General features: G+C 66.7%; 14 protein-coding genes. 12 read left to right on the top strand and 2 right to left on the bottom strand.

Annotated features, from left to right (window positions below):
• Positions 1-133 precede the first annotated feature (133 nt).
• Positions 134-853, top strand: coding sequence for an alpha/beta fold hydrolase (locus HQ314_RS05520; protein WP_374197814.1), 720 nt, complete (start codon positions 134-136; stop codon positions 851-853).
• Between the two features lie 161 nt (positions 854-1,014).
• Here the strand turns inward: HQ314_RS05520 and HQ314_RS05515 are convergent, their stop codons facing one another.
• The gene (locus HQ314_RS05515; RefSeq protein WP_308119232.1) at positions 1,015-1,821 is read right to left on the bottom strand and encodes a MerR family transcriptional regulator; all 807 of its coding nucleotides are present in this window, start codon (positions 1,819-1,821) and stop codon (positions 1,015-1,017) included.
• A gap of 108 nt (positions 1,822-1,929) precedes the next feature.
• Here HQ314_RS05515 and HQ314_RS05510 point away from each other — a divergent pair, with 108 nt between their 5' ends.
• The 8 genes from HQ314_RS05510 to HQ314_RS05475 all read left to right on the top strand — a co-directional run bounded on the left by HQ314_RS05510 (position 1,930) and on the right by HQ314_RS05475 (position 7,405).
• A complete protein-coding gene (locus tag HQ314_RS05510; protein ID WP_222649440.1) occupies positions 1,930-2,319 on the top strand; it encodes a helix-turn-helix transcriptional regulator in 390 nt (129 codons plus the stop codon).
• A 4-nt stretch (positions 2,320-2,323) separates the two neighbouring features.
• Positions 2,324-2,971: an SRPBCC family protein gene (locus HQ314_RS05505; RefSeq protein ID WP_222649439.1), complete on the top strand. Its 648-nt coding sequence runs from the start codon at positions 2,324-2,326 to the stop codon at positions 2,969-2,971.
• 204 nt (positions 2,972-3,175) lie between these two features.
• Complete coding sequence (locus HQ314_RS05500; protein WP_222649438.1) at positions 3,176-3,676, top strand: ATPase; 501 nt, start codon at positions 3,176-3,178, stop codon at positions 3,674-3,676.
• Between the two features lie 56 nt (positions 3,677-3,732).
• The gene (locus HQ314_RS05495) at positions 3,733-4,116 is read left to right on the top strand and encodes a hypothetical protein (protein ID WP_222649437.1); all 384 of its coding nucleotides are present in this window, start codon (positions 3,733-3,735) and stop codon (positions 4,114-4,116) included.
• A 308-nt stretch (positions 4,117-4,424) separates the two neighbouring features.
• Positions 4,425-5,027 (top strand): hypothetical protein, encoded by a 603-nt coding sequence (locus HQ314_RS05490; RefSeq protein WP_308119231.1) that lies wholly within the window; start codon positions 4,425-4,427, stop codon positions 5,025-5,027.
• Between the two features lie 279 nt (positions 5,028-5,306).
• The gene (locus tag HQ314_RS05485) at positions 5,307-5,510 is read left to right on the top strand and encodes a three-helix bundle dimerization domain-containing protein (RefSeq protein WP_027505531.1); all 204 of its coding nucleotides are present in this window, start codon (positions 5,307-5,309) and stop codon (positions 5,508-5,510) included.
• A gap of 587 nt (positions 5,511-6,097) precedes the next feature.
• A complete protein-coding gene (locus tag HQ314_RS05480; protein WP_222649436.1) occupies positions 6,098-6,358 on the top strand; it encodes a hypothetical protein in 261 nt (86 codons plus the stop codon).
• A gap of 90 nt (positions 6,359-6,448) precedes the next feature.
• On the top strand, positions 6,449-7,405 hold the full coding sequence (locus tag HQ314_RS05475) for a hypothetical protein (protein ID WP_222649435.1): 957 nt from the start codon (positions 6,449-6,451) through the stop codon (positions 7,403-7,405).
• Positions 7,406-7,577: 172 nt separating this feature from the next.
• Here the strand turns inward: HQ314_RS05475 and poxB are convergent, their stop codons facing one another.
• On the bottom strand, positions 7,578-9,311 hold the full coding sequence (poxB, locus tag HQ314_RS05470; protein WP_056448978.1) for a ubiquinone-dependent pyruvate dehydrogenase: 1,734 nt from the start codon (positions 9,309-9,311) through the stop codon (positions 7,578-7,580).
• 189 nt (positions 9,312-9,500) lie between these two features.
• On the opposite strand from poxB, the gene HQ314_RS05465 reads away from it, so the two are divergent.
• The 3 genes from HQ314_RS05465 to helR all read left to right on the top strand — a co-directional run bounded on the left by HQ314_RS05465 (position 9,501) and on the right by helR (position 12,507).
• On the top strand, positions 9,501-10,064 hold the full coding sequence (locus HQ314_RS05465) for a GNAT family N-acetyltransferase (protein ID WP_222649434.1): 564 nt from the start codon (positions 9,501-9,503) through the stop codon (positions 10,062-10,064).
• Between the two features lie 5 nt (positions 10,065-10,069).
• Positions 10,070-10,270 (top strand): helix-hairpin-helix domain-containing protein, encoded by a 201-nt coding sequence (locus tag HQ314_RS05460; RefSeq protein WP_222649538.1) that lies wholly within the window; start codon positions 10,070-10,072, stop codon positions 10,268-10,270.
• A gap of 125 nt (positions 10,271-10,395) precedes the next feature.
• Positions 10,396-12,507: an RNA polymerase recycling motor ATPase HelR gene (gene helR, locus HQ314_RS05455; RefSeq protein ID WP_222649433.1), complete on the top strand. Its 2,112-nt coding sequence runs from the start codon at positions 10,396-10,398 to the stop codon at positions 12,505-12,507.
• The last annotated feature ends 32 nt before the right edge of the window (positions 12,508-12,539 follow it).

The raw sequence follows: 12,539 nt of genomic DNA, 5'->3' as shown, positions 1-12,539 counted from the left end.
CGTTTCCGGCGCCACCATCACCTACGACGTCCATGGTCCACTGACCTCGGATACACCCCTGTTGCTCATCGGTTCACCGATGGATGCGAGTGGGTTCACTACGCTCCGTACGCATTTCATCGATCGACCGGTCGTGACCTACGACCCACGCAACACCGGCCGCAGCGTCTGTGGCGAACCCACGGCTGCGGTCACGCCGTGGCAGCACGCCGCCGATCTGGATGCGTTGATCACAGCGCTGGGGTCCGGACCTGTCGACGTGTTCGCGTCGAGCGGCGGCGCGGTCAACGCCCTCGTCTGCGTCGAACGCCGGCCGGGCGCGATCCGAACTCTCGTCGCCCACGAGCCACCCGCCGGTGGTGCACTCGCTGACCACAACCACATCTCGGCTGCCTGCACGCACATGGTGGAGTCCTACGACGCGGCGGGGACGGGGCCGGCGATGGCCGAGTTCATCCGCCTGGTGACGCACCGCGGTCCTGTCGACGACGCGTACCTCGCAGGGCCGGCGCCGGACCCGGCGCAGTTCGGACTCCCGACCGAGGACGACGGTTCTCGTACCGATCCGCTGATGTCGAACATGCGTGGACTGGTCGTCGATTACGTGCCCGACGTGGAGCGTCTGACGGCAGCGTCGACTCGCATCGTCATCGCGGTAGGCGAAGAGTCCGGTGGGCCTGAGGACGGCGAGATGGCCGGTCGTGCAGCGTATGCGGTGGCCCGTCTGATGGGCCAGGACGCTGTCGTCTTCCCCGGCGGACACCAGGGGTTTCTCGGTGGTGAGTACGGTCAGACGGGTCGGCCCACCGAATTCGCTGCTGCGCTGCGAGAGTGTCTCGACACCGTGGGGTGACGGTGGCGCCGTGCGCCTGATCGAACGACACTGTGTGCGAACAAGACTCGATTCACTCGCCTGTCGAACGGTGGCCGAGGTCGTGTCGTGTGGAGGGAGGCGATGCTGTGGTGGACGGAATTGGGAGGCGGTATTTCGTGACACACACCGGACGGAGTTCTTCATCGGGGTGGTGAGTGGAAGAACCACTGCTGACCTTCCGGATCGCGGGCGCCCCATTCCCGCACCCCGTACGGCTGGTCGATCGGTTCCTCGATGACCTCGGCACCCGCGGCGGTGCAGCGCCGGTGATGTTCGTCGACGTCGTCGACCACGATGACTGTCATGCCTGTGGCGGCCCCCAGTCGCGCCGGAGGCTGATAGCCCTCACCACAGGGGTGCAGCCAGATGACGTGGTGACCGGCGCGCACCTCCGCATGCACCACGGCGCCGTCGTCGTCGACGTGCAGTGGGCCGGCCGACAGGCCCAAGACGTGCACCAGATGATCGTGGGCAGCGGCCAGGTCGTCGTAGACCAGCATCGACGTCGTTTCGCGGATCGGTGTCTCGAGCATGGTCATCTCCTCGATCGTGGAGAACAATTGTTCGGTGGAAAGACCCTCCACTTCCTGGAGGGCCGTGGCGATGTCGCTGAGCCGTGTGACCAATCGAGTGGCGACCGACGCGGTACGTCGAGCATCGACGAGGTGGTTGGCGACGGCTTCTTCGAGCTGCCATTGCGACTGGGAGAGCAGGTCGGCTATGTGGTCCAACGGGAAACCCAGGCGCCGCAACACGCGGATCCGATACAGCCGTTCAGCATCGGCAGCGCTGTAGAGCCTGTGTCCTGACGTGGAACGCTGGGAGGGGGTCAGCAACCCGATCTGGTCGTAGTGGTGCAACGCACGCACCGACAGTCCGGTCCGCTGCGCCAAGGCGCCCACCTTCCACACCTCGCCCGAGCCCTCTCGGATTGCATTCTCGCTCACACCAATGACGCTAGAACCTCACGCCGCGTCAGGAGCAACTCCTCCGAGTCGGACGCTCCGCAAAACCCGACCGTCACGTATATAAGTCAGCACTGATACAGTTCGCCTGTGCACGCGTTCGACGTCCTCGGCGACCCGGTTCGTCGGCGCATCCTGGAACTGCTCGTCGATGGTGAGCGCACGTCGGGCGCGATCACGGACGTGATCAGAGCCGAGTTCGCGCTGTCGCAACCGGCCGTCTCCCAGCACCTTCGTGTCCTTCGCGAGCACGGCTTCTCGTCGGTCCGGGCAGAGGGGACTCGTCGGTACTACACCGTGGAGTCCGCGCCGCTGCTGGAGGTCGACGCGTGGTTGAGTCCGTTCCGTCGATTCTGGGATCAACGACTCGACGCACTGGAGACCGAGCTCGCGCGTGGTCGCCGCGCCGCTGGCAGACACTACTCACCGCTGGCCCAGAAAGGTTCTGGGGCGACAAGAATGACCGACTGTGAGGAGTAGGACGATGAAAGATGTACTCGATGAACTCGCCGCCGCCCGCCGGACGATGGGCACGGCCACACTTCCTGCCGGTGGGGCCTACACGGTGGAGTTGACGCGTCGCTACGACGCGGATCCAGACGACGTGTGGGACGCCATCACGAATCCGGAACGCCTGAGTCGTTGGATGAAACCGGTCACGGGTGACCTGCGTCCGGGGGGCGTGTTCGAGCTGGACGGCGGCGAGCACGGCGACATTCTCCGATGCGAGCCACCGCGCCTACTGCGGGTGTCCTGGATGTTCGGCCCCGGCGCCGACGAGTGGCCTGGTACGAGTGAGGTCGAGGTGCGCCTGGCGCCTGATTCGGCGGGGGGCACCGAGTTCGAACTCGTCCATTCCATCGCTGTCGGGGAGCCCATGTTTCCCACCTACGGCCCGGGTGCCGGCGGCGTCGGTTGGGACCTGCATCTCGTCGCCCTCGCCTCGATTCTCGACGGCGCAGTTCTCGACCATCAGAATTTCGCGGCATCACCCGCCGGTGCCGACTTCACCCGCCGAAGCGCCGCCGCCTGGGGTGAGGCCCACCTCGCCGGTGGCGGCGACCCCGACCACGTCGCGGCTGCGGTCGAGGCCACCATCGACTTCTACCTGAACACCCGGTATTCCGAGTGAGGTAGAGATGGTATCGACGCCGACGGAGCCACAGTCGCAGTGAACACCCACGCATGAGGGGTGAGAGGCCCACTGTCTGTGGCCCGTCCTGGCCTCGTTCTTCCACGGTTCACCGATCACGCCGGAGCACGTCGCTGCGGTGTGATGAGTTTCCGGGCGCTGATCGGTCACAACCTGGACGCTGACCGATGCAAAGGAATGAGCATGCAGATCACGGATACCCTGGCCGTCCTGTTCGTCGACGATCACGACGCCGCCATCGACTGGTACACGAAACTGTTCGGCCGCACGTTCGATCGACGGCCGATGGACCCCGACGCCGAATGGGACCTCGGCGACGGACGCGGAGTTCAGGTCTACCTCGACCCGGCGCGGGCCGGCGGTCATGATGTCGTCCTCGGCGTGCCCGACCTCGACAGCACGCTGTCGGAGCTGCACAACGTCGTCACCGCGTTCGAGCGAGACCGCCACATCGCGTGGCTTCCGTGTACGCAGAACACCTCCGGCGGCCTCGACGCAGGGGGATGGTGGTGGCGTTACGACCTGGCACCGCACGACGACGGAACGCGGGTGACCCTCACGTACGACTGGGCGGATACCCCCGCGGCGATACGAGAGCAGATCGGCGGCCTCCCGGCGGTTCCGCCGACCTTCCTCGACGAATCGCTGGCGTCGCTGGACGCCGCAGTCCGGAGCGGCCGGTGACGCCCCCGCTGAGTCTCCTGAATCCGCTCCTCGGCCGGTGGCGAAGCTCAGGCGTCGTGCTGGATCGACACGGAAAACCTGACGGCGAGATAGCGGGTACGGACACGTACTCCATACTGCCGGGCGGGCAATGGATCACCCACGACGTCGATGTCGTCGTGGGCGCGCAGCACGCACTCGTTCACGAAGTCATCGGAGGATCGCACCCCGACGGGGGATGGCTCATGTACGCCTTCGACGATTCCGCCGAACCCGGGCTCACGCGGCTGTCGATGCACGACTCCGAACTGCTCCTTCTGGAGGGGGACGGCATTCGTAGCTGGTTCCACATCAGAGCCGGCCCCGACCACATGACGGCTCGTTGGGAACGGTCCGACGGCAGCAGCTGGACGACGTGGATGGCGATGCGATTCGACACACTCGGTGAAGCGGAGACGTGACGACGGTGACTGGATCGGCCGAGCTACCGGTGAACGGGTGACGCGGCAGCGATCGACGGCGCGAGCGTCGCCGAGATGAACGGTGAATGATCACTGGTCAGCCGATCTGGATGTCGAGGTGCGCCCTGATCGCCGTGTGTGCACGTCGGACGCTCGCGGCGAGGTCGATCGCAGCATCGTGAGGACGCCGAAGGGAGACAGTCGCTCTTGCGGTCATCATCGCCTCTGTTCATACTGGCGGCTACCGAGAGCACCGCTCTCCATGGCCGAGGAGCCCGATGCGTTCACGCCCGACACTCCTGCTGCTCGTGACCACAGGACTCCTGTTCGCTCTCTACGCGACCCTGCGCCCGTACTCCACCGAGGTCGGCAGCGAAGGCGCCCGAGCCTTCGCATCGCCACTGTGGGTAGCGGCTCACGTCGCTGCGATGCTCGGTTTCACGTGTCTGGTGTTCGTCGCGCGCCAGGCGCACGCGGGTGCACTCGTCGACACGACCGTCATCCTCGGTGTCGCCTTGGTGCTGCCCTATTACGGCGCCGAGACGTTCGCGCTGTACGCGGTGGGACAAGACGCCCTCGACACAGGCCACACGGATCTCCTCGAACTCGCCGACCCCATCCGCTACGGCGTGGTCCAGGTGAGTATGTTCGGCGTCGGTCTGATGCTGATCGCGGCCGGAGTCGTGATGCTGGCAGTGCGCACCGGGGGCGTCGGCGCCACAGTGTTCGCGGCGGGTTTCGTCCTGTTCCTACCGCAGTTCTTTGCTCCGCCGTGGATTCGCATCGCTCACGGCCTGCTGATTCTGGTCGGCGCCGTACTGCTGGCCCGCCGTATCGCCACCGGCACTGACGCCGGCGCGTCGAGTGGCGACCCGCAGTCGGCCGCTGGTGACGTCAGCGCTGCCAGGTAGCACGGCTCACGTGACCCGCCTCAGAATGCAGCTCGGTGCGGCGGTGCAGGCGAGGTCGCACGCCCTAGATCTCGGCGTCGCCGCATCGTTCGGATGCGGCGATACTTCGGGCGATCACCGCACGATCGGTTCCCCGTCGTCGATGAGGAACGTCGCCGATCGCACCGTCCGCGTGGATAGGCTCGGACGCGAGAATGAATGAGCAGAGTGATCGTTACTGCTGCGAACAATATCGTCGAAACCTTGACTCGGTCCTGACACGAGGTCGATTCTGAGTAAATGACAACCACCAACGAATCGGAGCATCTCGCGGCGGTGCAGGACCGGCTCACCGCCGCCCTGCCCGGGGTGAGCCGACACGACATCGAACAGACCGTGGCGGCCGAGTACGCCCGCTTCGAGGGACGCTCGGTGCGCGACTTCGTGCCGCTGTTCGTCGAGCGCAACGCACGAGAGGCACTGCGCTCCGTCGCACCGCACTGACACCACCTGTCGCACAGCAATACACGGCCGCCCAGAACGCGGGCGACCGTGCACGGTGCGGCCATTCACCGATCGGATCGCGCTTGCTGCGGCGCGGATCAGATCGGCCCGGGGTGTGTCAGCTGAAGAAGCTGAGTCCATCGAGGAAGTCGCCGCTGCCGCCGAAGATGTCGGACAGGGCGCCGAGGAAGTCGACGAAGCTTGCGAGGTCGGTGATCATGGGAGCTCCCGTGGTCGTGTGGTGGTGGCAGGAATGCCTGTTCATTGGTACCGAGCATTGGTGAACGAACGGTGGATCATCGGTTGTCCCAATGGGGTTGCCGCCGTGAACGGTTCCGATCAGACCGGGGTGATCACCAGCAGCTGAGCCCAGTACGCGGCGGTGTGCTCACCGAGGTAGGGGAGCAGGGTGTCGAAGAGGATGTAGGACATCGGGGGACTCCTCGGGTCGGGTCGGGTCGTGGTGGGGCTGCGCCGAGTGAGGGGTGCCCGCTCCGCGGGTGGTCGGAGTGGCGGTGCGGTGAACAGCGGGTGTCGACTCGGCTCACCGCCGGGTGGGACGGCTCGTCGGCCGCGATGATGGTGCGATGAGCACGAGTCAGGCCGAGGGCCTTCGCGGGATGATCGAGTTCGCGCGTCGGTGGTTGCCCTACGGCGGCGGTCCTGACGAGGAGATCCTCGTGACGTTCGGTGTCCCCGGGTATCAGTTCCACGAGCGGCTCGCGCGTGTCCTCGACAGCGGAGACCCGACGGTGACGCAGGCGTTGTCGGCGCCCGAGATCGCGGCGCTGCGCCTGCAGTGCCGTACCCGCTCGCTGCATCGCCACAACGTCCCCGCCTGGCAGTGATCCACTGGTCCTCGAGACGCCTCGTCAGCTACCGCTGAGTCGTCTTCGACGACACTCACCGCGACTGCGCGAGGTGGGATGCTTCCGGCCATGACCGGTCGACACGTGGGACTCGCGTTGTTTCTGGTGGTGACGGTTGCTCTCGCGTCCTACGGCGTCCTGACCACTCCTGAGCCGAGGTCGGTCGCCGAGATCGGTTCGGCCGATCGCTTCGTCTGCGCGGTGCCACAGGACGTCGGCGGCTATCTCGCGGCCCCGCCGCCGCAGCAGAGCGTCGCTCCCCGTTCGGCGCGGGGCACGGTGCCCGAGGGGTTCGAGCCGGTGGCAGCCGTGGTGTGCGACATCGGTATCGGAGACCACGTCGAGGCCGACGGGACCGTGACCTACGTCGAACGCCGCTACGCCGGGGACTTCGGCAGCGCTGTGCGGGAGCTGAACGGGCCGCCCACCCGTCGCTCGATCTTCGACGCCGAATGTCTGGCGTCCGTGCTCGCTGCGGCGCCGGTCGACATGTGGCTCGTCGACGTGGACGGCCGCGCCGTACAACCGTCGTACCCGCGTGGTGACTGCGGCCTGGACAACACCCTGGGGCTCGCCGAGATTCTCGAGTTCCCGGAGGTAGAGGCCACCGAACACCGCGTCCGCCTCGATGCTGCCGGGATCGCCTACTTCTACTCGTGCTCGCCGGTCGTCTCGACGCCGGTGCCGGGGTCTCGGTCGCTACTCGACCTGACGTTGACACCGTCCGGGTTCTGCCACTTCGACACCGCCGGGCCCGATCTGATGTTCACCGGGGCGGATCGGTACGAATCCGAGCCGTACCTCGACTGGAACGCCGCCCTCATCGACGTCGAGCCCGCCGGTCCCTGCGGTGAACGCGCGACGTCGCTGGCGACCACCTCGACGCAGTCCACGGTTGGGGACGAGTTGGTCATGATCGACGTCCACATCGAACTCGACGGGTGCCGGCGCATCCTGGCCGACGGCTTCACTCCGTTGTCGGCGCCCGCCTCTGTCGTCGACTCGATCGTCAGCGCAGCGTCGTGACCTGACGTCTGTCGGCCACGTCGGGTCGAGCCGTGACGGCCGTGGTTTCCGTTGATCGCCGTTCACGGAGCAGAACGTGGTTGGGGCGCACGTTTCACCACTCGACGCCTGCATGGTTGCGCGTCGACCACGACCGTGGCACCGGATCACGCCAGTCCGGCCAGCAAAGCTCTCAGTCGAAGATCCGCCGACGGACATTGGTGTCCGCGAGGTCCACGAGTTCGTCGGCTCGGCCGGACAGGATCGTCCGAATGCCGTACAGCGTGAACCCCTTTGCCTGCTCGAGGGTGATCTTGGGAGGAATGGAGAGCTCCTGTGCCGCGGTGACGACGTCGATGACGGCGGGACCGTCGTACGCGAACGCGTCGATCAGAGCCGCCTCCAGATCCTGCGGCTTCTCCACTCGTCGGCCGAACATCCCCAGAGCCTGTGCCACAGCTGCGAAGTCGGGGTTCTTCAGGTCGGTGCCGTAGTTGACGATGCCGGCAGCCTTCATCTCGAGTTCGACGAAGTTCAACGACGAATTGTCGAAGATGATGACCTTGACCGGCAGACCGCTCTGCATCAACGTGATCAGCTCACCGAAGCCCATCGTCAACCCGCCGTCGCCGGCGAAGGCCACCACCTGCCTTCCGGGCTGAGCGGTCTGCGCACCGATCGCCAACGGGAGAGCGCAGGCCATCGATCCGTGATTGAACGACCCGAGCAATCGGCGCTTGCCGTTCATCGTCAGGTACCGGGCAGCCCACACGACAGGCGACCCCACGTCGACGGTGAAGACGGCGTCGTCGTCTGCCAGCTCGTTCGCCATGCGCGCCAGATACTCCGGCCGGATGGGTGTGCGGTGCCGGTCGTCCACAGCGAACGAATCGAGATTCTTGCGTGTCTTGCGGTAGTGCTTGACCGATGTGTCCAGATGCTTGCTGTCCGTCTTGGCGTGGACACGGGGGAGCAGAGCGTCCACGGTGTCGGCGACGGTACCCACCAAGCCGACGTCCAGGGTCGCTCTGCGGCCCAGGTTCTGGCCGCGGATGTCCACCTGGATGATCTTCGCGTCGTCGGGATAGAAGTTGCGGTACGGAAAATCGGTGCCCAGCATGAGAAGAACGTCGGCATGCGAGATCGCGCGGTACCCCGAGGCGAAGCCGAGCAGCCCCGTCATCCCCACGTCGTAGGGATTGTCGTATTCGACGTGCTCCTTGCCGCGCAGTGCGTGCACGACAGGAGCCTGCAGCGCGCCGGCGATCTCGAGCAGTTGTCGATGCGCACCCGCCACACCGGCGCCGGCCAGAATGGTGATGTTGTCGGACGAGTTCAGGATCGACGCCGCCTCGTCGAGCGAGGCATCGTCGGGACGCACGTGGGACGTGGTCGCGCGGATGGCCGGGGTGGCCTTTCTCTGTTCGGCATGCGCCAGCAGCACTTCGCCCGGGACGACGACCACTGCGACACCGCGTTCTTCGATCGCCGCCCGCATCGCCATCGCGAACACGTGTTCCGCCATCTCCGGGTCACTGACCAGCTCGCAGTAGACACTGCATTCCTGAAAGAGGTTCTGGGGGTGAGTTTCCTGGAAGTACTGCGATCCGATCTCGCTGCGCGGGATGTGCGCCGCGATCGCGAGCACGGGGACACGGCTGCGGTGCGCGTCGAACAGCCCGTTGATCAGGTGGAGATTGCCGGGACCACAACTGCCGGCGCACACCGCGAGTTCGCCGGTGATCGCCGCGTCACCGGCTGCGGCGAAGGCGGCAGTCTCCTCGTTGCGGACGTGCTGCCACGTCATGCCGTCGTTCCGGCGGATCGCGTCGGTGAAGCCGTTCAACGAATCGCCCGGAAGACCGTAGACGTGGGTCACGCCGCTCTCGGTCAGGGTCTGCACGAAATGGTCTGCCACGGTCGCCATGGCGAACAGTATGCGCCGGATTCGCACCGGAAGCGTCGTGGAACGGGTAACCGATCGTCCTGGCTCGGACGCTCGTGGAGATCGGTGAGGACCGGCGAAAGCGCTCTGGGCGAATACTGCAGCAGGTGCCCGGGCGAGCTCTGGGGACAGCCGGGCCTATGTCGTCCCGGGGAGCGTCAGAATGGGTCCATGCTGACCGTGCCGTCGGACCACATCGTGACGAGACGTCTGACAATTCGTCGGGAGACGGCCGATGACGCTGCCGCTGTGGCCGCGTCCATCGGCCGCAATCGCGACCGACTGCTGCCGTGGCTCGGATGGGCGACCGAGGAGGCTGCCTCCGTCGAGGCGCAGACTGTTCGGATCACCCGGAGCGGTGAGCAGTGGGACGCCGGGGAGATGTTCGACTATGCGATCGTCGATCGAGCGACGGGGACATTCTGGGGCAAGATCTCGATGCACCGCCGAATCGGACCTCGCGGTGTCGAGCTGGGGTACTGGCTCGATGGCGCGGCCGAAGGGCGAGGCGTGATGACCGAAGCAGTCGCCATCATCCGGGACGAAGCACTCGGTCTCGACTGGGTGGACCGGGTCGAAATCCACTGCGACGCGGCCAACGTGAGAAGCCGAGCCATCCCACGCCGACTCGGTTTCGAACTCGACAGATCAGAGTCGCGTGTCGCGACGGCCGCATCGGAGACGGGAATGTGCACCATCTGGCTGCAGAGAAAGACGACGAGCGGAAGGCGGTGAGCAGCATGACGAACGACGCGCCGACCGATCGTGGGCCCGTGTTCGACGGTGTCCGCATCGGTAGGCCTGCGACGGGCGCGTTGATCGACGCCGGGTATCGCACGGTGCTCGACCTTCCGGCGGACCTCGCGGTGTTGTTCGCGCTGCACGGAGTGGGGCCGTCGGCGATCAGGCGGTTGGCCGAGGCGCGCGGCGATCGGCGTTGACGGGAACGATCCCTTCCACCTCCAAGATATAGCGCACGGTGGGGCTTGCGGCAAGCCCCCGTGGTCGGCGCAGAATGGCTCGCTCGATGCCATGACCTGCACGTTTCCCCGATCGGAGCCGACCTGTGGACACCGTGTTCGCCCTGCCCCCGCACCGCCGAGCCAAGGCCGACCCCGCCTCGATCGCGGCGGATGATCGACATCTCGCCAGAATCGACGCGGCCCTGCGTCGGTCCCTCGCGGATCTCGAACGACGCCTCGCCCGGACTCGCGCCGCCCCTGGCCGATCCGGCCAGGACGCGATGGAACGCGACCTGGAGACACATCGACTCACCGCTGAGATCCGCGCAGTGCGTCGTGTCGGGCGGGACATGTGTCTCGGGCGACTCGTGCCGGCGGACGGAACGGAGCCGGTGTACGTCGGGCGGCGCGGACTCCTCGACGAGGCCGGTCATCCTCTGCTCGTCGACTGGCGCTCACCAGCAGCAGCACCGTTCTTCGCCGCGACCCCGGCACGTCCGATGGGTGCTGCCTGGCGGCGTCGTTACCGGTGGACCGGAGGACGAGTGAGCGATTACTGGGACGAGGTGTTCACCGCTGAGATCCCCGACGGCGCCGTGGCATTGGACGATCGGTCGGCCTTCGTCGCCGATCTCGGGGCGGCGCGGTCGTCCCGCATGCGCGACGTGCTGGGCACCATCGCAGCGGACCAGGATGCGATCGTCCGCGCCCCGTCCAGAGGAGTGCGTGTGGTGGACGGCGGCCCCGGAACGGGAAAGAGCGTGGTCGCGCTGCACCGTGCGGCCTACCTTCTGTATGCGGATCCGCAGGTCGGGCACCACCGCGGCGGGGTCTTGGTGATCGGACCGCACGGGCCCTACCTGTCGTACGTCGCCGACGTGCTTCCTGATCTCGGCGAGGACAGCGTCCGGGTGTGCCTGCTCGACGAGGTGGTTCCCGAGGGCCGGAATGCAGTCGCAGAGAGCTCGCCACGCGCCGCCGCGGTGAAAGGCTCCGCGTCGATGACGGAGATGATCGATCGCGCGATCCGCTTCTACGAGAAACCGCCCGCGAACGACATGGTCGTCGAGACCGAGTGGGGTGCAGTGCTGCTCCGGGCAACCGACTGGGCGGAAGCCTTCGCGGCACCCGACGCGGAGACTCCGCACAACGATGCGAGAGAGGAGATCTGGGCGGCGCTGGGCGACATCGTCGTCGACCGCCTCGCCGGCGACGTGTCGGACGCCGAGCTGACGTCGTCGCTGCGGGAGATCGACGAGCTTCGCGACTGCGTCGAGTCGTCGTGGACGGTGATCGATGCTCCCGATCTCGTCGCCGACCTCTGGGCCGTGCCGGCATACCTACGCCAGTGCGCGCCCTGGTTGGACGAGGACGACAGGGCCGCGGTCCGCAGAGACCTCGGTGCTCCCTGGACGACAGCGGATCTCCCTCTTCTGGACGTCGCTCGTCGCCGCCTCGGAGACCCACGGGCGACGACGATGCGCGTGCGCCGTGCCCGGACGATCGCCTCCGAGCGTGCGCGCCGACGCGCGGTGGTCGACGATCTCGTCGAGTCCGACGATTCGGAGCTTCGCGTCATGTCGATGCTCCGCGGCGACGACCTGCAGAACGTGCTGGACGAGACCGAGTTCTCGACGGGCGAACCGGATCGGCTTGCTGGTCCGTTCTCCCACATCGTCGTCGACGAGGCCCAGGAACTGACGGATGCGCAGTGGCAGATGGTCCGTGCCCGCTGCCCGTCGGGCAGTCTCACGGTGGTGGGTGACCGGGCGCAGGCCCACAGCGGTTTCCCGGAATCCTGGGAGGCGCGGCTGGCGCGTGTCGGATTCACCGACGTGGCGGTGTCCACGCTCGACGTCAACTACCGCACACCGGCCGAGATCATGGCCGCGGCCGAACCGGTCATCAGAGCGGTCCTCCCCGACGCGAACGTGCCTCGTTCGGTCCGCAGCACCGGGGTGGGCGTTCGCCAGGCCGGAGTGGACGACCTGGACGCGATTCTCGACGAGTGGGCCGCGGCCGGTGAGGGCGTGGCATGCGTCATCGGTGTGCCGGCTCGGCCGGACACCGAGCGGATCCGTTCTCTGAGCGCACGGTCGGTCAAGGGGCTCGAGTTCGATCTCGTCGTCCTCGTCGAGGGGCCGGGTGTGGACAGCGCCGTCGACCGCTACGTGGCGATGACGCGGGCGACCCGGCAACTCGTGGTGCTGAGCTGATCGACTGGTGCGTGTGGGAAGGTTCCGAGACG

Origin of the sequence: Rhodococcus sp. BP-332 (genome assembly GCF_019836065.1) — a bacterium.
GTDB lineage: Bacteria > Actinomycetota > Actinomycetes > Mycobacteriales > Mycobacteriaceae > Rhodococcoides.
This window is presented reverse-complemented; position numbering and strand designations above follow the sequence as displayed.